Origin of the sequence: Halopseudomonas xiamenensis (assembly GCF_014219065.1) — a bacterium.
Taxonomy (GTDB): Bacteria; Pseudomonadota; Gammaproteobacteria; order Pseudomonadales; family Pseudomonadaceae; genus Halopseudomonas; species Halopseudomonas xiamenensis.
The window spans coordinates 1-23530 of sequence record NZ_JACLGO010000005.1; the positions used below are offsets into that span (position 1 = coordinate 1).

At 64.0% G+C, this 23530-nt stretch carries 18 protein-coding genes; all 18 read right to left on the reverse strand.

The window, feature by feature from the left end; genetic code table 11:
• Positions 1–114: 114 nt before the first annotated feature.
• Positions 115–3201 carry an error-prone DNA polymerase gene (locus H6X51_RS04435; protein ID WP_185266314.1) on the reverse strand — a complete coding sequence of 1029 codons (3087 nt, stop codon included), beginning with the start codon at positions 3199–3201 and terminating at the stop codon, positions 115–117.
• The gene (locus H6X51_RS04440; protein WP_185266315.1) at positions 3198–4610 is read right to left on the reverse strand and encodes a Y-family DNA polymerase; all 1413 of its coding nucleotides are present in this window, start codon (positions 4608–4610) and stop codon (positions 3198–3200) included. Before H6X51_RS04440 ends, H6X51_RS04435 begins: the two co-directional genes overlap by 4 nt.
• Before the next feature lie 2 nt (positions 4611–4612).
• On the reverse strand, positions 4613–5218 hold the full coding sequence (imuA, locus tag H6X51_RS04445; protein WP_185266316.1) for a translesion DNA synthesis-associated protein ImuA: 606 nt from the start codon (positions 5216–5218) through the stop codon (positions 4613–4615).
• A 166-nt stretch (positions 5219–5384) separates the two neighbouring features.
• Complete coding sequence (ispD, locus tag H6X51_RS04450; protein ID WP_185266317.1) at positions 5385–6077, reverse strand: 2-C-methyl-D-erythritol 4-phosphate cytidylyltransferase; 693 nt, start codon at positions 6075–6077, stop codon at positions 5385–5387.
• The gene (gene ftsB / locus H6X51_RS04455; RefSeq protein WP_185266318.1) at positions 6070–6345 is read right to left on the reverse strand and encodes a cell division protein FtsB; all 276 of its coding nucleotides are present in this window, start codon (positions 6343–6345) and stop codon (positions 6070–6072) included. Before ftsB ends, ispD begins: the two co-directional genes overlap by 8 nt.
• A 48-nt stretch (positions 6346–6393) precedes the next feature.
• A complete protein-coding gene (gene eno, locus H6X51_RS04460; protein WP_185266319.1) occupies positions 6394–7683 on the reverse strand; it encodes a phosphopyruvate hydratase in 1290 nt (429 codons plus the stop codon).
• A gap of 61 nt (positions 7684–7744) precedes the next feature.
• The gene (gene kdsA / locus H6X51_RS04465; RefSeq protein ID WP_185266320.1) at positions 7745–8590 is read right to left on the reverse strand and encodes a 3-deoxy-8-phosphooctulonate synthase; all 846 of its coding nucleotides are present in this window, start codon (positions 8588–8590) and stop codon (positions 7745–7747) included.
• A gap of 9 nt (positions 8591–8599) precedes the next feature.
• Positions 8600–10234 (reverse strand): CTP synthase, encoded by a 1635-nt coding sequence (locus tag H6X51_RS04470; protein ID WP_185266321.1) that lies wholly within the window; start codon positions 10232–10234, stop codon positions 8600–8602.
• Positions 10235–10340: 106 nt separating this feature from the next.
• Positions 10341–11666 carry a tRNA lysidine(34) synthetase TilS gene (gene tilS / locus H6X51_RS04475; protein WP_185266322.1) on the reverse strand — a complete coding sequence of 442 codons (1326 nt, stop codon included), beginning with the start codon at positions 11664–11666 and terminating at the stop codon, positions 10341–10343.
• Positions 11667–12623, reverse strand: coding sequence for an acetyl-CoA carboxylase carboxyl transferase subunit alpha (gene accA / locus H6X51_RS04480; protein ID WP_185266323.1), 957 nt, complete (start codon positions 12621–12623; stop codon positions 11667–11669).
• Between the two features lie 103 nt (positions 12624–12726).
• Positions 12727–16251, reverse strand: coding sequence for a DNA polymerase III subunit alpha (dnaE, locus tag H6X51_RS04485; RefSeq protein WP_185266324.1), 3525 nt, complete (start codon positions 16249–16251; stop codon positions 12727–12729).
• Between the two features lie 201 nt (positions 16252–16452).
• Complete coding sequence (gene rnhB, locus H6X51_RS04490) at positions 16453–17097, reverse strand: ribonuclease HII (RefSeq protein WP_407925944.1); 645 nt, start codon at positions 17095–17097, stop codon at positions 16453–16455.
• 5 nt (positions 17098–17102) lie between these two features.
• Positions 17103–18284: a lipid-A-disaccharide synthase gene (gene lpxB / locus H6X51_RS04495; RefSeq protein ID WP_185266326.1), complete on the reverse strand. Its 1182-nt coding sequence runs from the start codon at positions 18282–18284 to the stop codon at positions 17103–17105.
• Positions 18285–18286: 2 nt separating this feature from the next.
• Entirely contained in the window at positions 18287–19063 is a 777-nt protein-coding gene (gene lpxA, locus H6X51_RS04500) for an acyl-ACP--UDP-N-acetylglucosamine O-acyltransferase (RefSeq protein WP_185266327.1), read from the reverse strand.
• A complete protein-coding gene (gene fabZ / locus H6X51_RS04505) occupies positions 19060–19500 on the reverse strand; it encodes a 3-hydroxyacyl-ACP dehydratase FabZ (protein WP_044501608.1) in 441 nt (146 codons plus the stop codon). The genes lpxA and fabZ overlap by 4 nt, the downstream gene beginning before the upstream one ends.
• Positions 19501–19546: 46 nt before the next feature.
• On the reverse strand, positions 19547–20608 hold the full coding sequence (gene lpxD / locus H6X51_RS04510) for a UDP-3-O-(3-hydroxymyristoyl)glucosamine N-acyltransferase (RefSeq protein ID WP_185266328.1): 1062 nt from the start codon (positions 20606–20608) through the stop codon (positions 19547–19549).
• Between the two features lie 5 nt (positions 20609–20613).
• Positions 20614–21120: an OmpH family outer membrane protein gene (locus H6X51_RS04515; protein ID WP_185266329.1), complete on the reverse strand. Its 507-nt coding sequence runs from the start codon at positions 21118–21120 to the stop codon at positions 20614–20616.
• Between the two features lie 36 nt (positions 21121–21156).
• A complete protein-coding gene (bamA, locus tag H6X51_RS04520) occupies positions 21157–23475 on the reverse strand; it encodes an outer membrane protein assembly factor BamA (RefSeq protein WP_185266330.1) in 2319 nt (772 codons plus the stop codon).
• Positions 23476–23530 lie beyond the last annotated feature (55 nt).

Consider the following 23530-nt stretch of genomic DNA (forward strand, 5'->3'; position numbering starts at 1 on the left):
TACCGGTGAGAGGGAAAACAACCTCCAGCCTACCGAACAACTGAGATACTTTCACAGTCTCAGGCGCGCTACACCCCGAAACCCGCCCGTAGCTATCTACCAGGGTGCAGAGAATCAATGGAAATCCCGGCTACGGGTATCCAGCCCATCCAGCATCGGCGTCAGGTCCACCAGGCGCTGGGCGATCAGGTGGCGCACGCCCTGTTCCGACTCCAGCCGTCCGTAAACCTGCAGCAACCTGGCCTGCATCACCTCCCGGCGCTGGCGCTCGGCCAGCGCGCGCCAGATCACCACATTGACCATGCCGAACTCATCCTCCAGGGTGACGAAGGTCACGCCACTGGCGGTGCCCGGTCGCTGGCGGCCGGTGACCACACCGGCGACCCACAGCTGGCTGCCATGGGGCATCTGCGCCAGCTGCCTTGAACTGCGGCAGCGCCGCGCCGCCAGGGCGCCGCGCAGCAGACGCAGGGGGTGCGGGCCCATGGTGGTGCCGACCAGGGCGTAGTCGGCGTGCAGGTCCTGCGCCACGCTGGGCAGTGGCAAGGCCACCGCCGGCTCGGCCGGTGCCGGCTGGCCGGCGAACAATGGCAAGGCCTCCTGCACCCCGGCCACCGCCCAGCGCGCACGGTGGCGGTTGCCGGCCAGCCCGCGCAGGGCGCCGGCATCGGCCAGCAACTCGAGGGCACGCCGGTTCAGGCCAGCGCGCACGCTCAGCTCATCGACCTGCACGAACGCCATCCGCTCGCGGGCAGCCATCAGCCGTCGGGCATCCTCCTCGCGGAAGCCGCGCAGCATCCGCAGGCCGATCCGGATCGCCAACTGCTGGCCACGCCCCGCTTCCAGGCTGCAGTCCCAGTCGCTGTAGCGCACATCCACCGGAAAAGTCTCGACCCCGTGGCGACGCGCATCCTGCAACAGCTGATCGGGGCTGTAGAAACCCATCGGCCAGCTGTTGATCAGGGCGCAGGCGAAAGCCGCCGGTTCATGGCATTTCAGCCAGCTGCTGGCATAGGTCAGCAGCGCGAAACTGGCGGCATGGGACTCGGGAAAGCCGTATTCGCCAAAGCCCTTGATCTGCTCGAAGATGCGCTCGGCGAACGCCAGATCATAGCCGCGCTCGAGCATACCGCTGGTGAGCTTTGCCCGGTGCGGTTCCAGGCCGCCACGGCGTTTCCAGGCGGCCATGCTGCGGCGCAGTTGATCCGCCTCGCCGGCGGTATAGCCGGCCGCGACAATCGCCAGTTCCATCACCTGTTCCTGGAACAGCGGCACCCCCAGAGTGCGCTTCAGTACCTTTTCCAGCGCCGGAGACGGATAGGTCACTTTCTCTTCCTTGTTACGCCGACGTAGATAAGGATGCACCATATCGCCCTGGATCGGTCCGGGCCGGACAATCGCCACTTCCACCACCAGGTCATAGAACTCGCGTGGCTTGAGCCGCGGCAGCATGCTCATCTGCGCCCGCGACTCGATCTGGAACACCCCTATGGTGTCGGCCCGGCAGATCATGTCGTAGGTCGGGCCGTCATCGGCGGGAATGGTCGCCAGCGTCAGGTCGCGATTGCGGTGCTGACGCAGCAGGTCGAAGCAGCGGCGCAGCGCGGTGAGCATGCCCAGGGAAAGGATATCGACCTTGAGCAGGCCGACCGCATCCAGGTCATCCTTGTCCCACTGGATGACGGTGCGCCCCTCCATCGCGGCATTCTCCACCGGCACCAGTGTGTCCAGCGCCTGCTCGGAGATAACGAAACCACCTGGATGCTGCGACAGGTGACGGGGAAAGCCGATCAGTTGCCCGCTCAGGGTCAGTACCCGGTGCAGCAACGGGCTGTCCGGATCGAAACCCGCCTCGCGCAACCGCTCCGGGGTCGGAATGCGATCGCTCCAGCGTCCGCAGCAACGGGCCAGGCTGTCGACATGTTCCGGCGGCAGGCCCAGCGCCTTGCCGACATCGCGGATGGCGCCGGCGGCATGATAGCTGCTGACCACCGCGGTCAGCGCGGCACGCTGGCGACCATAGCGGCGGAACACATACTGGACCACCTCCTCGCGCCGCTCATGCTCGAAATCCACATCGATATCCGGCGGCTCGTTGCGCTCGCGGGACAGGAAGCGCTCGAACAACAGGCTGGAGTGCGCCGGGTCGATCTCGGTGATACCCAGCGCGAAACACACCGCCGAGTTGGCCGCCGAGCCACGGCCCTGGCAGAGAATATGCTGGCTGCGGGCGAAGTGGACGATGTCGTGCACAGTGAGGAAATAGCTTTCGTATTCCAGATCCTCGATCAGCGCCAGTTCCTTGTCGATCTGCCCGCGCAGCTCGGCGCCAATACCGCCAGGCCAGCGCCAGCGAATGCCCTGCTCGGTCAACTGACGCAGCCAGGTGTTCGGTGTCTGCCCGGCCGGTACCAGCTCATGGGGATAGTGATAGTCCAGTTGCTTGAGCTCGAAGTGACAGCGCTCGGCGATCCGCAGGCTTTCCGCCATCAGCTCCACGGGATAGGTGTCAGACAACAGTTCACGGCTGCGCAGATGCCGCTCGCCATTGGCGAACAGCCGATGCCCGGCCTCATCCACCCGGCAGTGATGGCGCACCGCGGTCAGGGTATCCTGCAACGCCCGGCGACCGCGGGCATGCATGTGTACATCGCCGGTGGCCACCGCAGCAATGCCGACAGTCGCCGCCAGCGCCTGCAGCCGGGCCAACCTGCGAGCATCGTCCGGCCCCCGGTGCAGGCCGATGGACAGCCACAGGCGCTGCGCGAAGATGTCCCGTAGCCAGTGCCCCGTGGCAGCATCATCCTGCTCCTCGGCCAGCCACAGCGCCAGCAGGCCGGACAGGTCGCCGGCCAGGTCCTCGCGCAGCAAGCGATAACGGCCCTTGTCAGCACGCCGCCGGGCCCGGGTGATCAGCCGGCACAGGTGCTGGTAGCCGGTCAGGTTCTCCACCAGCAGCACCAGCTTCGGCCCATTTTCCACCTGCATCTCGCTGCCGATGATCAGGGGCAGATGGTATTGCTGCGCTGCCTGCCAGGCCCGTACTATGCCGGCCAGGGTGCATTCATCAGTGATCGCCAGCGCCTGGTAGCCCAGTGCCCTGGCGCGGGCGAACAGCTCGTCGGCACTGGAGGCGCCACGCTGGAAGCTGAAATTGCTCAGGCAGTGCAACTCGGCGTAGTCCACTGTGTCCACTGTCATGCGAACCAACCCTGCAGCATGAACGGCCCGCTGCCATCCACCGCCTGCCAGACCCAGGCCAGCCGCCCATCCCGGGTGCGTACCAGGTAATAGTCCCGGCGCAGGTCGCCAGCGTCCCACCAGCCAGACTCGATGCGCTCCGGCCCGGCCAGCAGCTCCGGCAGCAGATCATTCAGCGGCTGGGACTCGGGCAGTAACCAGCCGGGACGTGGGCCGCCGCCGGGAACGGGTTCACCGCCACCCTGCCGGTCGGCTCGCCAGCTGCATTCCGGGCGGTGATCGGCCACGGCGACCAGACCATATACCGCCTGATCACCCAGCCGGGCACGCAGGCGTTCACGCAACTGTTCCCAGGGCTGGGATTGCTGCGGTCGCTCGACGAACAGCTGCTTCGGTTGCGGCACAAAGGCTGGCAGATCACTGGCTTGCAGCCGCAGCGCCAGCACCGGCCCGGGTAACTGCAGCTGCTCCAGGCGGCTGCGCGTCACCTCGAACAGCAGCTGGGCATCGCGCTCCGGCGCCAGCAGGCCGATCGGCAACCGGGTATCGTCCAGCTTGCGGTGTTGCAAAGACAGCGTGAAGCGCTGCACGCCGCAATCCCGGCCAGCCAGGAACACACGCAGGTCGGAGAGCAATCGCCGCAGCGGAAACAGCAACGCCTGGTGCGAATCGACCTCAAAATTGAATTCGATCCGCGCCTCGAACTCATCGGCCGGCACATAGCAATCCAGCGCCTGGGGTTGCACCCCCAGCAAGCGGTCCAGGTGCAGCAGCACCGCGGCGGGAAAGCGCCGGGCCAGGGTATCGCGTGGCAGCGCCAGCAACTGCCTGACCTGGCGCAGCCCCATGCGCGCCAATGCCGCCGCGCTATCGGCGGCCAGGCCGCAACGGCTGATCGGCAGCCGCTCGATCTCTCGCCGCAGGCCGTGCTCATCCACCACCAGACCATCATGCACATTGGCCAGCGCCCGCGCCGCTGCGGCATTGGGCGCGAGCACGATGCGATGACCAAAACCCAGCTCGGTCAGTTCGCTGCGCAGGCGCTGCTCGAAACGCGGCCAGGGACCGAACAGCCCCAGGCTGGACTCCACCTCCAGCAGCAGCGCCCGGGGATAATCCAGACTGACATGCGAGCTGAAACGATAGGCCCAGGCCGCCAGGAAGCGCTGCCAGTGCTCTATCTGCTGCTCGTCGTAGTCCGCCATCACGAAACCGCTGGCCAGCGCCTGCGCGGCGATCAACGACAGCCCCGGTTTCAGCCCCAGCTGGCGTGCTGCCGGGTTCACTGCCTTGATCACCCGGCGCTGCGCCGGACCGGCGGCCAGCACCAGTGGCTGCGTGTGGTCGGCACGACCACGCAACTCCCCATCCAGCGCCAGCTGGGTCAGCAGGATACAGGCCCAGCGCATGGCTAGAGAGCTACCGCCTGACCCGGCTGCAGCGCACCCCGGCACTTGAGCAGCCGCACCTGGCGCGGATGGCAATCCAGCGCCAGACGCAGGGCCGCCGGCGAAGAGTTGACCGCTTCACGCAGCGGACGACAGGCAAAACCCAGGGTCTGGCCGGTAGCCGCCGCCAGCTGCAACCGGCGCAGACCACGATCATCGATGCGCTGTGGCCAGCACAACACCGCCGCGCAACTGCCGGAACGCAGACACTGCTCGGCCGCCCACAACGCCTCCCGCTCTTCGGTATCGATCACCAGCAGCCAGCGCAGATCGACCCCGGCCGCCAACCAGGCCGGCGCATAGGGAATGCACGGCGGCGCCACCAGCACCACCCTTTCCCCGGCCCGAGTCAGCCGCGCCAGGGTCGGCCACAACAATTGCAGCTCCCCGGCCCCGGGCGCCGCCAGCAGGATCTCGCTCAACGCCGACTCCGGCCAGCCACCGCCGGGCAGCAGCTGGTCCAGCGCCAGATGACCGGTGGGATGAATGGCCACCGGCACACTCTCGCCGCGCCCCTTCCACACCCGCTGCTGGCGCAACAGGGCATCGATCGACACCACCGCACTCATACCGTCGGCTCCAGGCATGCTGCAGCACAGGGGGCAGGCAGACAAACAGGGGGAACAGGAAAAGCAATCATGGACACCACTCGAAACACTGTATACACATACAGCTTATTGGGTGGCCGACTTGCGGTCAATCGACTGCTGACGATTGGCTGGCAGGCACTGGTAGTCAGCCCCGGCGCAAAAACTCCAGATCTTCCGGCCGGGTCACCTTGATATTGTCGGCCCGCCCTTCCACCAGGCGCGGTGCCTGGCCGGCCCATTCCATGGCCGAGGCCTCGTCGGTGATGGTGGCGCCAGCGGCCAGAGCATCGCCCAGGGCGCTGCGCAGCGCGCCCAGGCGGAACATCTGCGGGGTGTAGGCCTGCCAGAACAGCGAACGATCCGGGGTGGCACTGACGCGGCCGTCCGGCCCGGCCAGCTTCAGCGTGTCGCGCACCGGCACCGCCAGCAGGCCGCCGACCGGATCGTCCTGCAGCCTGTGCAGCAGCTTGTACAGGTCGGACTCGGCCAGGTTGGGCCGGGCCGCATCGTGCACCAGCACCCAGTCCTGCTCCGCCGCGCCGAGGGCCGCCAGGGCGTGCAGGCCATTGAGGACCGAGTCGGCCCGCTCCCGGCCACCGTCAGCACGGGTAACACGCGGGTCGGTAGCGCAGGCCAGCTGCGGCCACCAGCCGTCATCCGCCGACAGGCAGACCACCAGCCCGAGCAGGCCGGGCTGGCCGAGGAAACAGTCGAGGGTATGTTCGATCAGGCAGCGCCCAGCCAGGGGCAGGTACTGCTTGGGACGGTCGGCGCGCATGCGTGAGCCGACGCCAGCGGCAGGGATCACCACCCAGAAAGGCGGTGTACTGTCAGTCATCGCCACTCAACTGGAACAGGGTTTCGCCTTCCTTGACCATGCCCAACTCATGCCGGGCACGCTCCTCGATGGTCTCCAGGCCCTGTTTCAGCTCAATGACCTCTGCAGTGAGCACACGGTTGCGCTCCTGCAGTTTTTCATTCTCGCCCTGCTGGCTGGAAATTTCCTGCTTGAGCTGGGCGACATGCGCCAGACTGCCCTCGCCCACCCACAGTCGATACTGCAGTGCGGCAAGCAGTGTCAGCGATATCACCCAGAGCCATTTCAAGCGGACAGTCTCCACCCGGGTGCGGCGAACCGCACCGCGTTGCGGCTATCAGCCACGGAACTCGGCACGGCCCTTGTAGGGCGCCTTGCCGGCCAGTTGCTCTTCGATACGCAGCAGTTGGTTGTACTTGGACACCCGATCGGAACGGCACAGCGAACCAGTCTTGATCTGCCCTGCGGCGGTACCCACTGCCAGGTCGGCGATGGTGTGGTCCTCGGTCTCACCGCTGCGGTGCGAGATCACCGCGGTGTAGCCGGCGGCCTTGGCCATCTGGATCGCTTCCAGGGTCTCGGTCAGCGAACCGATCTGGTTGAACTTGATCAGGATCGAGTTGCCGATGGACTTCTCGATGCCTTCCTTGAGGATGCGGGTGTTGGTCACGAACAGGTCGTCACCAACCAGCTGGACCTTGGCACCGAGCTTGTCGGTCAGGACTTTCCAGCCGTCCCAGTCGGACTCGTCCATGCCATCCTCGATCGAGATGATCGGGTAGCGCTGGGTCAGGCCAGCCAGGTAGTCGGCGAAACCAGCGGCGTCGAACACCTTGCCTTCGCCGGCCAGGTCGTACTTGCCATTCTTGTAGAATTCGCTGGAAGCGCAGTCCAGCGCCAGGGTCACGTCGTCGCCCAGCTTGTAGCCGGCGTTGGCCACAGCCTCGGCAATCGCCGCCAGGGCATCTTCGTTGGAGGCCAGGTTCGGCGCGAAACCGCCCTCATCACCGACCGAGGTGCTCAGACCGCGGGCCTGCAGTACCGCTTTCAGGTGATGGAAAATCTCGGCGCCCATGCGCAGTGCATCGGCAAAGCTCTTGGCGCCGACCGGCTGCACCATGAATTCCTGGATATCGACGTTGTTGTCGGCATGCTCGCCGCCATTGATGATGTTCATCATCGGCACCGGCATGCTGTACTGGCCGGGGGTGCCGTTCAGGTCGGCAATATGCGCGTACAGCGGCACGCCCTTGGCCTGGGCGGCAGCCTTGGCGGCAGCCAGGGACACGGCGAGGATGGCGTTGGCGCCCAGCTTGGCCTTGTTCTCGGTACCATCCAGTTCGATCATGGCACGGTCCAGGCCAGCCTGGTCCAGCGCATCGCGACCGACCAACAGTTCACGGATCGAACCATTGATGTTGGCCACGGCCTTGAGCACGCCCTTGCCCAGATAACGGCTCTTGTCGCCGTCACGCAGCTCCAGCGCTTCGCGCGAGCCGGTGGAAGCGCCGGACGGGGCACAGGCACTGCCGAGGATGCCGCCTTCCAGAATCACATCCGCTTCAACGGTCGGGTTGCCGCGTGAGTCCAGTACTTCGCGACCCTTGATTTCAATGATCTTCGCCATGACTGCTGCTTTCTCCATCTGAAACATGTTTTGTAATTGAAAGGGAAATCTTGCCTGGCAATCAGGCAGTGTCGAGTTGCGGGAAGCTTTTCACCAGGTCATCCAGCGCCTTGAGCTGGGCCAGGAAAGGTTCCAGCCGGTCCAGCCGCAGGGCGCAGGGGCCGTCGCACTTGGCGTTGTCCGGGTCCGGGTGGGCTTCCAGGAACAGACCGGCCAGCCCCTGGCTCATGCCGGCCTTGGCCAGGTCGGTGACCTGGGCACGGCGGCCGCCGGCCGAATCGCTGCGCCCGCCGGGCATTTGCAGCGAATGGGTGACATCGAAGAATACCGGATACTCGAACTGCTTCATGATGCCGAAGCCGAGCATGTCCACCACCAGGTTGTTGTAGCCGAAGCTGGAGCCACGTTCGCAGAGGATCAGTCGCTCATTGCCCGCTTCTTCGCACTTGGTGAGGATATGGCGCATTTCCTGGGGAGCCAGGAACTGCGCCTTCTTGATGTTGATCACCGCATCGGTCTGCGCCATGGCCACGACCAGGTCGGTCTGTCGTGACAGGAATGCCGGCAACTGGATGATGTCGCAGACCTCGGCCACCGGCGCGGCCTGATGGGGCTCGTGCACATCGGTGATCAGCGGCACCTTGAAGGTGCGCTTGATCTCCTCGAAGATCTTCAGTCCTTCTTCCAGGCCGGGGCCGCGGAAGGAGTTGATCGACGAGCGGTTGGCCTTGTCGAAGCTGGCCTTGAACACATAGGGGATGCCCAGCTTGCCGGTGACTTCGACGTACTCTTCACAGACACGCATGGCCAGGTCGCGGGACTCCAGCACATTCATGCCACCGAACAGGACGAAGGGCCTGTCGTTGGCGATGTCGATGTCAGCGACCCGAACGATTTTCTGTGCCATGACCCTTCCTCAGCCTTTCCTGGCAGCGCGCTGCTGCAGCGCCGCGTTGACGAAGCCGCTGAACAGCGGATGGCCGTCACGCGGGGTGGAGGTGAACTCGGGGTGGAACTGGCAGGCCACGAACCACGGGTGCTCAGGTACTTCGACCATTTCTACCAGTGCGCCGTCCAGCGAGCGACCGGAAACACGCAGACCGGCCTTCTCCAGCTCGGGCAACAGGTTGTTGTTGACCTCATAGCGGTGACGGTGACGCTCAACGATCACATCCTGGCGGTAGCATTCGCGGGCCTTGCTGCCCTCCACCAGCGCGCACTCCTGGCCGCCCAGGCGCATAGTGCCACCCAGGTCGGAGCTTTCGTCACGGGTCTGCTTCTCGCCGCTGGCGGTCTGCCATTCGGTGATCAGGCCGACCACCGGATGCTCGCTGGTCTTGTCGAATTCAGTGGAGTTGGCATCGTTCCAGCCCAGTACGTTGCGGGCGAACTCGATGACGGCCACCTGCATGCCCAGGCAGATGCCCAGGTACGGGATATTGTTCTCGCGGGCATAGCGCACCGCGCTGATCTTGCCTTCCACCCCACGCAGACCGAAGCCGCCGGGTACCAGGATGGCGTCCACGTCCTCGAGTTGGCCGGTGCCGTTCTCCTCGATGGTTTCCGAGTCGATATAGCGCACGTTGACCTTGGTGCGGGACTGGATACCGGCATGGCTCAGCGCTTCGATCAGCGACTTGTAGGCGTCCAGCAGCTCCATGTACTTGCCGACCATGGCGATGGTGACTTCCTTTTCCGGATGCAGCTTGGCATCCACCACCCGCTCCCACTCAGCGAGATCGGCGCTGCCACATTCCAGACCGAAGCGCTCGACCACGTAGTCGTCCAGTCCCTGGGCATGCAGGATGCCGGGGATGCGGTAGATGGTATCGGCGTCCGGCAGGCTGATCACCGCACGCTCCTCGACGTTGGTGAACAACGCGATCTTGCGCCGCGATGCCAGGTCGATCGGATGATCGGAGCGGCATACCAGCACATCCGGCTGCAGGCCGATGGAGCGCAGTTCCTTGACCGAGTGCTGGGTCGGCTTGGTCTTGGTTTCACCGGCGGTGGCAATATAGGGCACCAGGGTCAGGTGCATCAGCATGGCGCGGCGAGCACCGACCTCCAGACGCAGCTGGCGGATAGCCTCGAGGAAGGGTTGCGACTCGATGTCACCCACGGTGCCGCCGATCTCGACCATGGCCACATCGGCATCGCCGGCGCCACGGATGATACGGGTCTTGATTTCGTCGGTGATATGCGGGATCACCTGGATGGTCGCACCCAGATAGTCACCACGGCGCTCCTTGCGCAGCACGTCCTCGTAGACGCGACCGGTGGTGAAGTTGTTGTTCTGGGTCATGCGGGTACGGATGAAACGCTCGTAGTGCCCCAGGTCCAGGTCGGTCTCGGCGCCATCATGGGTGACGAACACCTCACCATGCTGGAACGGACTCATGGTGCCCGGATCCACGTTGATGTAGGGATCCAGTTTGAGCATGGTGACCTTGAGGCCACGTGCTTCGAGAATCGCCGCCAGGGATGCCGAGGCGATGCCCTTGCCCAAAGAAGATACAACACCACCCGTGACGAAGATGTAGCGCGTCATGAAAAACCCGTAGATTGAAGTTAAGCGACCGTGATCGCAGGAATTCGAAGGGAGACCAAAGTCTCGTCAAGATGGGAAATCAGGATACCAGACAGCCTGATTTCGCTCAATCTAAAACCGGCTCCCAGACCATACTGAATCCACTCTCGCCGGAGCCTGGCCCGGCCCCTTCAGCATTCCAGCGACCGGCCACGGAAATCAGCCGATCGTCGCAGTATAGCAATGGCACGGCGGGGCGTAGCCAGACTGGAATGGCGGCCTGCTGAAACAGGCTTTTCAGGCTCTGGCTTGGCCGGCCCGGCAACTTGATCTGCTCGCCGCCACGCCGGTAGGCGACCCGCCATTCACCCTCCCGCCAGGCGATATCAGCACCGGGGCGCAACCGCAGCCGGCCATTGCCGGCCAGCAACGGGGTATCGGCCACGCCGGTCAATACCTGGTCGATACCGGCGGGTACCCCCGCCGAAGGTAACAGCCAGAGACGACCCGACGAACGGTATAACTGCGCCGCGCCGACACGCAGCGCCGGCTGGCTGTCCCCGGCGGCACCGAGTTGCACCACCAGGCTATGCAGGTGACGCTGGTCGGGCAGCCGCAGGTTGTGCTGATGCAACCAGTAGCGCAACAGGTTCCTCTGCCGCGCCGGGCTCAGGGCGGTCACCGACTCCACCAGCAGACTCGGCCAGCCCAGTAGCCAGGCATCCTGCGCCGGGACGCTGGCCTGTTGCAGGTCTTCAGCGGCCCGTTCATCCAGCAGCTGGTTGGCCTCCTCGGCGTGTTCGGCCAGGCGCAGCAGATTGTCCGGCAGGCCCGGCCAGCGCTGGCGCAACTGCGGCAGCAGTTCATGGCGCAGGGCGGTGCGGGCGTAACGTGGATCGGCGTTGGCCGGATCCTCTATCCAGCTCAGGCGCTGGCTCTGCGCCCAGCTCACCAGTTGCTCCCGGGACCAGCCCAGCAGCGGGCGCAGCAGGCTGCCCTGCCCCAGCGCCCGACTGCGCGGCATGCCCGCCAGGCCACGGATGCCGGTGCCACGCATCAGGCGAAACAGCAGGGTCTCCAACTGGTCATCGGCATGGTGGGCCAGCAGCAGCCAATGCCCCGCTCCGAGCTTGTCCTCGAACACGGCATAGCGGGCGTCCCGCGCCAGTTCTTCGATATTGCCACCGGGGGGCAACTGCACCCGCTGGATATGCAACTCGATATCGCGCGCCGCGCACTCGCGCTGGCAATGCTCGACCCACAGATCCGCATTGGCATGCAACCCATGGTGCACGTGAATGGCTTTGAGGGGGGGAAGCGGACAGGTACGGCGCAGTTGCGCCATGGCGTCCAGCAGCACCATGGAATCCAGGCCACCGGACAGCCCCAGCCAGCAGACCGGGGCCTCCATGCAGGGTGCCAGTTGTCCCAGCAGCACCTGCGGATTGAACACTTACTGGATACCGAAGGCCATCAGCCGCTGGTAACGGCTGTCCAGCAGCTCGTCGGTGGACTGGCCGTCCAGCCTGTCCAGCTCGGCCAGCAGTTGCTGCTTGATCCGCGCGGCCATTTCCACCGGCTCGCGGTGCGCGCCGCCCAGCGGTTCGGCAATCAGGTTGTCGACCAGCCCCAGCTCCTGCAGACGGGCGGCGGTGACGCCCATGGCCTCGGCCGCATCAGAGGCCTTCTCGGCCTTCTTCCACAGGATCGAGGCACAGCCTTCCGGGGAGATGACCGAATAGATGGAATACTGCAGCATCATCAGCCGGTCGCAGACGCCAATGGCCAGCGCGCCGCCGGAGCCACCCTCGCCGATGACAGTGGAAATGATCGGGGTCTTCAGCCGCGACATCACCTGCAGGTTCCAGGCGATCGCCTCACTCTGCCCGCGTTCCTCGGCATCGATACCCGGGTAGGCACCGGGGGTGTCGATAAAGGTGATGATCGGCATCTTGAAACGCTCGGCCATCTGCATCAGCCGGCAGGCCTTGCGGTAGCCTTCGGGCTTGGGCATGCCGAAGTTGCGACGCACCTTCTCCTTGACGTCACGGCCCTTCTGGTGACCGATGACCATAACCGGGCGCCCTTCGAGGCGGGCGATACCGCCGACGATCGCCGCATCATCGGCGAAATGCCGGTCGCCATGCAGCTCTTCGAAGTCGGTGAAGATGTGGCTGATGTAGTCCAGCGTGTAGGGGCGCTGCGGGTGCCGCGACATCTGGGTCACCTGCCAGCTCGACAGGTTGGCGAAAATGCTCTCGGTGAGCGAACGGCTCTTGTCCTGCAGACGGGTGATTTCTTCGGTGATATTCAGCGAATTGTCGCTGCCCACCAGACGCAGCTCTTCGATCTTGGCCTGCAAGTCGGCAATCGGCTGTTCAAATTCGAGGTATTTCTGACTCTTGATCATAAGCGTCGATTATCCGCGGCCCCAACCGGGGCGTCCTGTTTTTTGCGTTACCTTACGGGATTGACCTGGCTGCGTCGAGCGGCCCATCCCCCGAGAATCCGTTTTATCTATAGTGCAGGGAGACGCTGCCTTTGCCCAACTGGTCACGCAGCGTCTGCACCAGGTCATCGGCGGGCTCGACCCGCCAGCCCTCACCCAGGCGCAGCAAGGCCTGCGCATCCGGGCGTTGCAGTTCGATGGTCACCGCGCAGTCGCCCTTGTACTGGCGCAGCACGCCGGCCAACCGGCCCAGGCAATCGGGCCCGTGACGACGGGTGTCGAGATTGATGCGCACGCTGTCCAGCAGCGAGGTACGCGCCTCCTCCAGGCTCATCACCCGCTTGGCACGCACGCGCATGCCGCCGGAAAAATCATCCACGGCAACCTCACCTTCCACCACCAGCAGCGCATCCTTCTGCAACAGCGCCTGCGCCGTCTGGTAAGCCTCGGCGAACAACGAGACCTCGACCCGGGCCGAGCGATCGTCCAGGGTGACGAAGCCGACCTTGTCGCCGCGCTTGCTCTTCATCACCCGCAGGTCGAACACCAGGCCGGCAATGGTCTGCGCTTCCCGCGAGGGTTTGAGATCGATGATGCGCTGGCGGGCGAAACGCCGTACTTCCTGCTCGTATTCGTCGATCGGGTGGCCGGTCAGGTACAGGCCCAGGGTATCCTTCTCGCCACGCAGGCGCTCCTTGAAGGTCCACTCGCGCACATTGCGATAGGCCTCGAACAGATCGCGCTCGGCCGCCACGCCGAGCAGGTCGCCGAACAGGTCCTCGTGGCCGCTGTCGGCGCTGCGATGGGTCTGCTCGGCGGCAGCGATGGCTTCCTCCATGGCCGCGGCCAGGGCCGCGCGGTTGCGGTCGACCTGTTGCAGGTAGGCCTGCTGTTCGGTATCGAAGAACGGCCCCAGGGCATCCAGCGCACCGGAGCGGATCAGCGCCTCCATGACCCGCTTGTTGATGCGCTTGAGATCGACCCGGGCACAGAAGTCGAACAGGTCAGAGAACGGCCCGCCCTCCTGGCGCGTCTGCACTATGGTTTCCACCGGCCCCTCACCGACCCCCTTGATCGCGCCCAAGCCGTAGACCACGCTGCCGCTGTCATCGACGGTGAACTTGTACTCGGAGATATTCACATCCGGCGCCTTCATCCGCAGCTTCATGCTGCGGCATTCCTCGATCAGCGTCACCACCTTGTCGGTGTTGTGCATATCCGCCGAGAGCACCGCCGCCATGAAGGGCGCCGGGTAGTGCGCCTTCAGCCAGGCGGTCTGGTAGGAGACCAGTCCATAGGCCGCGGAGTGCGACTTGTTGAAGCCGTAGCCGGCGAACTTTTCCACCAGGTCGAAGATGTTACCCGCCAGATCGGCACTGATATCGTTGTTCTGGCAACCCTCAAGGAAGATCGCCCGCTGTTTGGCCATTTCCTCGGGCTTCTTCTTGCCCATCGCCCGGCGCAGCATGTCGGCGCCGCCCAGCGTGTACCCGGCCATGACCTGGGCGATCTGCATCACCTGTTCCTGATACAGGATGATGCCGTAGGTAGGCTTGAGCACCGGCTCCAGGCCGGGATACTGGTAGGACGGGTGCGGGTAGGAAATCTGCTCGCGGCCGTGCTTGCGGTTGATAAAGTCGTCGACCATGCCCGACTGCAGCGGCCCCGGACGGAACAGGGCCACCAGTGCGATCATGTCCTCCAGGCAGTCAGGCTTGAGCTTCTTGATCAGTTCCTTCATGCCGCGGGATTCAAGCTGGAACACCGCCGTGGTCTCGGCCTTCTGCAACATGGCGTAGGTCGGCGGATCGTCCAGCGGGATGCGATCGATATCCACCGGTTCCAGCCCCTTGCGGGCCTGCTCGCGGTTGATGGTCTCCATCGCCCAGTCGATGATGGTCAGCGTGCGCAGGCCGAGGAAGTCGAACTTCACCAGCCCGGCGGCCTCGACATCGTCCTTGTCGAACTGGGTCACCAGGCCGTCACCGGCTTCGTCGCAATACAGCGGGGCGAAGTCGGTCAGCTTGGTCGGCGCGATCACCACGCCCCCGGCGTGCTTGCCGACGTTGCGGGTGATGCCCTCCAGCTTCAGGGCCATGTCCCAGATCTCCTGGGCTTCCTCATCCACAGCGAGGAAGTCGCGCAGGATCTCTTCCTGGTCGAAGGCCTTGGCCAGGGTCATGCCGACCTCGAACGGAATCATCTTCGACAGCTTGTCGGCCAGGCCATAGGACTTGCCCTGCACCCGGGCCACGTCGCGCACCACCGCCTTGGCCGCCATGGTACCGAAGGTGATGATCTGCGATACCGCATTGCGGCCATAGGTATCGGCCACATACTCGATCACCCGGTCGCGGCCTTCCATGCAGAAGTCGATATCGAAGTCGGGCATGGATACCCGCTCGGGGTTGAGGAAGCGCTCGAACAGCAGGTCGTACTCCAGCGGATCGAGGTCAGTGATCAGCAGTGCATAGGCCACCAGCGAGCCCGCACCCGAACCCCGGCCCGGGCCCACCGGCACACCGTTGTTCTTGGCCCATTTGATGAAGTCCATGACCACCAGGAAGTAACCGGGGAAGCCCATCTGGATGATGATATCCAGCTCGAACTTGAGCCGGTCCAGGTATACCTGGCGACGCTCCTGGTAGTTTTCCGAATCCGGCGGCAAGACCACCTTGAGGCGCTCTTCCAGGCCTTCCAGGGAGACCTGGCGGAAGTAGTCATCCATGGTCATGCCATCGGGCACCGGGAAGTCCGGCAGGTAGTAGGTGCCCAGTTGCACGTCGAGATTGCAGCGCTTGGCGATCTCCACGCTGTTTTCCAGCGCCTCGGGGATATCCGAGAACAGCTCGGCCATTTCCTCGGCGCTTTTCAGGTACTGTTCTTCGCTGTACTGGCGTACCCGGCGCGGGTCGTCCAGCGCCCTGCCCTCACCGATACAGACGCGGGTCTCATGGGCCTCGTAGTCTTCCCGGTGGATGAAGCGCACATCGTTAGTGGCCACCACCGGGCAGGCATGCCGGCCGGCCAGGGCCACAGCGGCATGCAGGTATTCCTCATCGTTGGGTCGTTTGGTGCGCTGCAGCTCCAGGTAGAAACGCCCGGGAAACACCTCCATCCAGTGCCGCAGCAGGCGGTCGGCCTGCGCCGGGTCGCTGGACAGCAGGGCCTGGCCGATCTCGCCCTCCTTCGCCCCGGACAGGGCGATCACCCCTTCGCTGGCCTCCGCCACCCACTCCCGGTGGATGGTCGCCAGGCCATTGCGCTGACCGTGGGTGTAGCCGCGCGAGACCAGTTCGGTCAGGTTGCGGTAGCCCTGGTTGTCCATTGCCAACAGCGTCATGCGGCTGAGCTGGTTCTCGTCCTCTTCGCTGGTCATCCAGATATCCACCCCGGAGATCGGCTTGACCCCGGCACCCATGGCGGCCCGGTAGAACTTGACCAGGCTGCACATGTTGCTCTGGTCGGTCACCGCCACCGCCGGCATCCCCGCTGCACCCACGGCCTTGATCAAAGGCTTGATCCTGACCAGGCCATCGACCAGGGAGTATTCGCTGTGGACACGCAGATGGATGAAGGAAACGCTCATATCTTTCCTGATTCGGAGGCTGGAAAACTGACGGGTGATTGTAACGGCGGGGGGAGATTGGGGCCAGTGATGATGTTTTGCCTTAATGCGGGACCGCTCTCTACCTCGTCATCCTTCGCGAAGGCGAAGGATGACGGTGTGGGGAGAACCGTATGGAGGATAAGGCCGAAGAAGCGTAGCGCCCCGGTCCGCGTTCGGGTGCTACACCATACTTACAACGGTGACACTCTCCTCCACGACCACCGCAGGCCCAACCGCCAACGCCTCGCGCACCGGCGCAAAGGAACGGCGATGAATCGGTGTGGCGCCTAGCAGCTTGAGCGCGGACAGGTGCGCGGGAGTCGGGTAGCCCTTGTGCTTGCCGATGCCGTAGCCCGGATACAGCAGCTCCATTTCCTGCATCTCCCGGTCGCGGGTGACCTTGGCCAGGATCGAGGCGGCGGCAATCGCCGGCACCCGTGCATCCCCTCCCACCACCGGCTCGCTGGGCATCGGCAATACCGGGCAACGGTTGCCATCGATCAGCACCCGGTCCGGGCGCAGCGTCAAGCCGGCGACGGCGCGCTGCATCGCCAGCATGGTGGCATGCAGGATGTTCAACTGGTCAATCTCGGCCACCTCGGCGCGGCCGATGGCCCAGGCCAGGGCGCGTTCCTGGATGATCGGAAACAGCGCCTCGCGATGGGCTTCGGTGAGTTTCTTGGAATCGTTCAGCCCGTCGATCGGGCGCAGTGGATCGAGAATCACCGCGGCAGTGACCACCGCACCACACAATGGGCCACGACCCACCTCGTCGACCCCGGCGATCAGCTCCTCGCCCTCGGGCAGGTTCCAGTCCATCAGCATCTGGGTCATGCCAGGCGCCCCTTGTCGCGCAGCAGCTGCAGTACCGCCTCGGCAGCGGCGTGATCCGCATCACGGCGCAGCAACTGGTGCAGCTGCAGGAACACCGCCTCGGCCTGCTCACGCTCGGGGGTCGGGCCCAGACGATCGAGCAGCGCCTGGCCCAGCGCCGGCGGGGTCGCCGCATCCTGCAGGAACTCCGGCGCCACCTCATGTCCGGCGAGCAGGTTGGGCAGGGCTACATGTCCGACCTTGACCAGGCGCTTGAGAATCCTGAAAGTCAGTGAGGCCATACGGTAGGCGACCACCATGGGCCGCTTGAACAGCATGGCCTCCAGGGTCGCGGTACCCGAGGCGATCAGCACTGCGTCGCAAGCCGCCAGAGCCTCGTGGCCCTGACCATCGAGCAGGGTCAGCGGTAGCTGCAGGCCGCTATCGGCGAGGATCGTTTCCATCTGCTGGCGGCGCTCGGGATTGGCACAGGGCAGGATGAAGCGCAGTTGCGGATTGCGCTCCAGACACCAGGCAGCGGTCTGCAGGAACAACAGGCCGAGCTTGCGCAGCTCACCGTTGCGACTGCCCGGCATCAGTGCCACCACCGGCGCATCCTCGGGCAGCCCCAGGGTCTGCCGGGCAGCCTGGCGATCCGGCTGCAGCGGAATGCGATCGGCCAGGGTATGCCCCACACAGCGTACCGCTACCCCATGCTTGCGGTAGACCTCTTCCTCGAACGGAAACAGGGTCAGCATCAGGTCGGTGGACTGGCGAATACCCAGCACGCGCTTCTCGCGCCAGGCCCAGACCGAGGGGCTGACATAGTGCACCGTGGCAATACCGGCATCGCGCAGGCGCTGCTCGACACCCAGGGTGAAGTCCGGGGCATCAATGCCGATGAACACGTCCGGTCGGCGCTGCTTGAGAAAGTCCACCAGTTCGCGGCGGATACGCAGCAGCTCACGCAGCCGCCCCAGCACCTCGACCAGCCCCATCACCGACAGACGCTCCATCGGCACCTGGCTGACCAGCCCCTCGGCCTGCATCCTTGGTCCGCCGATACCGATGAACTCGGCGTCCGGATGGAGTTGCTTGAGCGCGCGGATCAGCCCCGCGCCCAGGGTATCGCCAGACGCCTCACCGGCAACCAGGGCAATACACAGGGGTTTGTTCGGTGGAACTGCCGAGGCGCTCATGATCAGCGGGTGATGCCGCGGGTCGAGGCCAGAATCGAGTCGCGGTACAGCGCCACTTCGGGATGCTGGGCGGCTTCGTCATCCAGCAGCTGCAGTGCTTCCTGCAGGGTCCTGCCCTGGCGGTAGACCACCTTGTAGGCACGGCGCAGCGCGGCGATCAGCTCCTGGCTGTAGCCGCGCCGGCGCATGCCCTCGAAGTTCATGCCATGGGCATTGGCCGGGTTGCCGCCGACCATGACGAACGCCGGAATATCCTTGAACACCGCACTGTTGGCGGCGCTCATCGACCAGGCGCCGATACGGCAGAACTGGTGCACCGTGGTGTAGCCACCCAGAATGACCCCGTCGCCGACATGCACATGACCGGCGATGGTGGCGTTGTTGGCCATGATGATGTTGTCACCGACCACGCAGTCGTGGGCGATGTGCACATAGGCCATCAGCAGGTTGTTGCTGCCGATGGTGGTGACGCCCTGGTCCTGCACCGTGCCCCGGTGCAACGTGCAGCCTTCGCGGATCACGTTATTGTCACCGATCACCAGCCGCGTGGGCTCACCGCGGTACTTCTTGTCCTGGCAATCCTCACCGACCGAGGCGAACTGGAATATCCGGTTGCCCCTGCCGATGGTGGTCGGTCCCCTGACCACCACATGCGGACCGATGACCGTACCAGCACCAATCTCGACATCCGGGCCGATCAACGACCAGGGGCCGACCTCGACGTCATCGGCCAGCCGTGCGGCAGGGTCAACGATCGCCTGAGGATGAATCCGACTCATACTTTGTGTTCCGCGCAGATGATTTCACCGGAACAGGCTTCCTTGCCGTCGACCAGCGCCCGGCAGGCGAACTTCCAGATACCGCGCTTGTTGCTCAGGTAGGTCGCTTCCAGTTGCAGCTGGTCACCCGGCACCACCGGCTGACGGAAGCGCAGCTTGTCCGAGCCGACGAAGTAGTACAGCGTGCCATCTTCGGCCTTGGTATTCATCATCTTGAAGCCCAGCAGGCCGGCGGCCTGGGCCATGGCCTCGATGATGAGAACGCCCGGCATGATCGGATGGCCGGGGAAGTGCCCGTTGAAGAAGGGTTCGTTGACCGAGACATTCTTGTAGGCACGAATACGCTTGCCCTCGAGATCCAGTTCGACCACCCGGTCCACCAGCAGGAACGGGTAACGATGGGGCAGGTACTCTTTTATTTCGTTGATATCCATTATTTCGCAAGGCCTTGCAGTGAAAGGTTGAATGCGCAAAGCGCGCAGCTCAGGACTCAGATGAGTCCTGCGGCGCTGGGGTCACCGCTGGCAACTGTTTCTCCAGTTGCTGCACGCGTTTGGCCAGCGCATCGAGCTGACGAATTCGTGCAGCGCTTTTTTTCCATTCAGCGGCAGGCTGCATTGCCGTACCGGAGGAATAGGCGCCCGGTTCGGTAATAGAGCGCGTGACCATGGTCATGCCGCTGACGAATACGTTATCGCAGATATCGATATGCCCGACCATGCCGACGCCGCCGGCGATGGTGCAGTTGCGACCGATCCGGGTGCTGCCGGAAATACCGACACAGGCAGCCATCGCCGTGTGATCACCGATCTGCACGTTATGCGCGATCTGGATCTGGTTATCCAGCTTGACGTCGTTGCCGATCAGGGTATCGCTGAGCGCGCCGCGGTCGATGGTGGTGTTGGCCCCGATCTCGACATCGTCGCCAATCAGCACGCCGCCGATCTGGGCGATCTTCTGCCACTTACCCTGGTCCTTGGCAAAGCCGAAGCCTTCGCCGCCGATCACCGCACCAGACTGGATGACCACCCGCTCGCCCATGCGCACATCGTGGTACAGCGTCACCCGCGGTGCCAGCCAGCTATCGGCGCCAATCCGGCAGCGCGCCCCGACAAAACACTGGGCACTCAGGGTCACGTTGGCACCGATCACCGCATCGGCCTCGATCACCACACCGGCGCCAATGGATGCCGAGGCATCCACACTGGCCGAATCGGCGATCACCGCACTGGGATGAACCCCCGGCACCGCACGCGGCTTGGGATCGAAGTGATGCGACAGCCGAGCATAGGCCAGGTAGGGATCGGCGACGATCAGGGCATTGCCGGCATAGTCGGCGGCGTCGGTTTCGGTCAACAGCACCGCGCCGGCACGACTGCCGGCGAGCTGCTTGCGATATTGCCGGTTGGCCAGGAAGCTCAGCTGGTCGGGGCCGGCATCATGCAAGGCCGCCAGACCGCGAATCAGCTTGTCGCCATCACCGACCAGACGCGCATCCAGGCGCTCGGCCAGTTGCGCGAGGGTCACACCGTTGGAGTCCGCCATACCGATCAACGCGCGCTGTTCAGGCGCTCGATGACCTGACGGGTGATATCCAACGCCGGTTTGACATCGATGACCGCGCTGCGGTCGATGACCAGATCATAGTCGCCGGCCTGCAGTACGGTTTCCACTGCCTTGTCCAGCTTCGGCTTGAGCTGTTCGAGCATTTCCCGGTCGGACTGCGCCTTGGCATCGTTCAGCTCCTTGGACTGAACCTGGAATTCACGCGCCTTCTGGCGGAACTCCAGCTCGATCTTCTCCAGCTCGGACTGGCCCAGCTTGTCGCCGTCACGCTGCATGCGCTCCTGCAGACGCTTGGCCTCGGACTCGAGGTTCTTCAGACGCTGCAACTGGCTACCGAACTTCTTCTCCGCATCCACCGAATAGCGCTTGGCGGCATCCGATTCGAGCAGCGCCATCTGGTAATCCAGTACCGCTATCTTGGTCTGGGCCGCAGCCGGGAGGCTGGCCAGCGCCATGACTGACATCACTGCAATGCAAACATACTTGCGCACTCTTGACACTCCTGCTGAAAAAGTGGGTTCCCGGCCTCAGAACGTCTGACCCAGGGTGAACTGGAAGACCTGCCTGTCATCGTCAGACTCGTCGTTCAGCGGCACGCCCAGACTGAAGCCCAGCGGACCCAGTGCCGTCAGCCACGACAAGCCGACGCCGACACTGTAACGGATTTCACTGGCGGTCACATCAGGGCAATCACTGCAATAGGTGTTGAACACGTTACCGGCATCCAGGAACAGCACGGTACGCAGCGAGCGCTGGTCCTGGACGAAGGGTGCCGGGAAGATCAGCTCCAGACCACCGGTAATCTTGACGTTACCACCGAAGGGCAGCCGGTCCTGATCCGGATCATTCACGTGGGGAGTACTTTTCGGACCCAGGGTGCTGTCCTCGAAACCCCGCACCGAACCGATCCCGCCGGCGAAGTAGTGCTCGTAGAACGGCATCTGCTTGGTCGAGCCGAAGCGCCGGGCAAAACCAGTGTCGGTATGCACGCGCAGGGTCCAGTCCTGGGTGATCGGGAAGAAGCGCTGGCCACGATAGGCGAGCTTGTAGAAATACAGGTCACTACCCGGAACGGTAGTCTCCAGACTCAGGCTCTGGGAATGTCCGCGGTCCGGGAACATACCGCGGTTGAGCGTGGACTGCGACCAGCCGACATTGGCCTTGAGGTTGAAGAAGCTGTCACCCTCGTTGCGCAGGAATTCCTGGATTTCCTGAATGGTGTACACGCCCTCTTTGATCTCATCACGCTGCAGCGACATGCCGAACGACAGGCGCGAGGTATCGCTGATCGGATAGCCGATATTCACCCCGGCACCGTAGGAGTCGACCGAGTAGCTGGCGATATCCACATCCAGCTCATCGTAGTCAGTGGTGCGGTAGAAGGCGTTGTAGCCCAGGCTGACGCCATCGGCGGTGAAATAGGGGTTGAGGAAACCGAACGACAACGCGGTCTGGTAGGCGGAACGGTTGGCGCTGAAGCTGACGCGGTTACCGGTACCAAAGAAGTTGTTCTGGCTGATCGAGCCACCGAGGATCAGACCGGTGCCCTGGGCGAAGCCGAGGCTGGCGGTCACCGAGCCCGAGGGCTGTTCCTCGACCGTGTAGTTGACGTCGATCAGGTCGTCGGCACCCGGCACCGGTACCGTCTCGACGTCGACTTCCTTGAAGAAGCCCAGGCGCTCCAGGCGCACCTTGGATTGATCTATCAGGTAGGTGGAGGCCCAGCCGCCCTCCATCTGACGCATTTCCCGACGCAGCACCTCATCATCGGTCTTGGTGTTGCCGCGGAAGTTGATGCGGTTGACGTAGGCGCGCTGGCCGGGATCGACGACGAAGGTCACATCCACGGTGCGGTCCTGCTCGTTGACCTGCGGCATGCCGTTGACGTTGGCGAAGGTGTAGCCCTCGTTACCCAGGCGGCGCCCGATCAGATCGGAAGTGGCGGTCATCACCTGGCGGGAGAATACCTGGCCCGGCTCGACCAGCAGCAGGCGACGGATATCCTGCTCCGGCACCACCAGGTCACCGGACAGCTTGACCTCGTTGACCGTGTACAGCTCACCCTCATCGATATTGACGGTAACGTAGACGTGTTTCTTGTCCGGGGTGATGGAGACCTGGGTCGAGGCGATATCCATGTTGATGTAGCCGCGGTCCAGGTACCAGGAACGCAGGCGCTCCAGGTCACCGGAGAGCTTTTCCCGGGAATACTTGTCATCGTTGCGGATGAACGACAGCCAGCCGGTGGTCTTCAGTTCGAACAGCGGGATCAGCTGGTCATCGGAGAACACCGAGTTGCCGACCACGTTGACATGCTTGATCGAGGCCACCGAGCCCTCGTCGACGACGATCTTCAGCGCCACGCGGTTACGCGGCTCGGCAATCACCTCGGTTTCTATGTCCGCGGAGTAGCGGCCCTGGGCCACGTACTGGCGCAGCAGTTCGTTGCGCACCCCTTCCAGGGTCGCCTGCTGGAAGATTTCACCTTCGGCCAGCCCGGCCATGCGCAGACCGTTGAGCAGGTCCTCGCTCTTGATCGCCTTGTTGCCTTCCAGCTCGATGGACGAGATGGAGGGACGCTCGACCACGTTGATGATCAGCACATCACCTTCACGGCCCAGCTGGATATCCTGGAAGAAGCCGGTGCGGAACAGCGAACGCGATGCCTCGACCAGGGCCTGGTCGTCCGCCTGGTCGCCGATGTTCAGCGGCAAGGCACTGAAGACACTGCCAGCAGAAACACGTTGCAAACCATTGACGCGAATGTCGGAGATCTGGAAGGCATCGGCAAAGACTCCCGGCGCCAGGAGTATCAGCAATAGCGCAGGCAATAGGTAACGTTTCATGAAATCCGTTCTGGCTGACTGGTTAATATCTTATCTGCCGCGCACGGCAGTTCGG

Excerpts from the sequence above, each read along its gene's own strand:
- H6X51_RS04470 (WP_185266321.1), bottom strand. The coding sequence starts at position 10,234 with ATGACGCGCTACATCTTCGTCACGGGTGGTGTTGTATCTTCTTTGGGC.
- rnhB (WP_407925944.1), bottom strand. The coding sequence starts at position 17,097 with ATGCTGATGGACTGGAACCTGCCCGAGGGCGAGGAGCTGATCGCCGGG.
- kdsA (WP_185266320.1), bottom strand. The coding sequence starts at position 8,590 with ATGGCACAGAAAATCGTTCGGGTCGCTGACATCGACATCGCCAACGAC.
- H6X51_RS04435 (WP_185266314.1), bottom strand. The coding sequence starts at position 3,201 with ATGACAGTGGACACAGTGGACTACGCCGAGTTGCACTGCCTGAGCAAT.
- bamA (WP_185266330.1), bottom strand. The coding sequence starts at position 23,475 with ATGAAACGTTACCTATTGCCTGCGCTATTGCTGATACTCCTGGCGCCG.
- dnaE (WP_185266324.1), bottom strand. The coding sequence starts at position 16,251 with ATGAGCGTTTCCTTCATCCATCTGCGTGTCCACAGCGAATACTCCCTG.
- lpxB (WP_185266326.1), bottom strand. The coding sequence starts at position 18,284 with ATGAGCGCCTCGGCAGTTCCACCGAACAAACCCCTGTGTATTGCCCTG.
- ispD (WP_185266317.1), bottom strand. The coding sequence starts at position 6,077 with ATGACTGACAGTACACCGCCTTTCTGGGTGGTGATCCCTGCCGCTGGC.
- H6X51_RS04440 (WP_185266315.1), bottom strand. The coding sequence starts at position 4,610 with ATGCGCTGGGCCTGTATCCTGCTGACCCAGCTGGCGCTGGATGGGGAG.
- accA (WP_185266323.1), bottom strand. The coding sequence starts at position 12,623 with ATGATCAAGAGTCAGAAATACCTCGAATTTGAACAGCCGATTGCCGAC.
- eno (WP_185266319.1), bottom strand. The coding sequence starts at position 7,683 with ATGGCGAAGATCATTGAAATCAAGGGTCGCGAAGTACTGGACTCACGC.
- lpxD (WP_185266328.1), bottom strand. The coding sequence starts at position 20,608 with ATGGCGGACTCCAACGGTGTGACCCTCGCGCAACTGGCCGAGCGCCTG.
- imuA (WP_185266316.1), bottom strand. The coding sequence starts at position 5,218 with ATGAGTGCGGTGGTGTCGATCGATGCCCTGTTGCGCCAGCAGCGGGTG.
- lpxA (WP_185266327.1), bottom strand. The coding sequence starts at position 19,063 with ATGAGTCGGATTCATCCTCAGGCGATCGTTGACCCTGCCGCACGGCTG.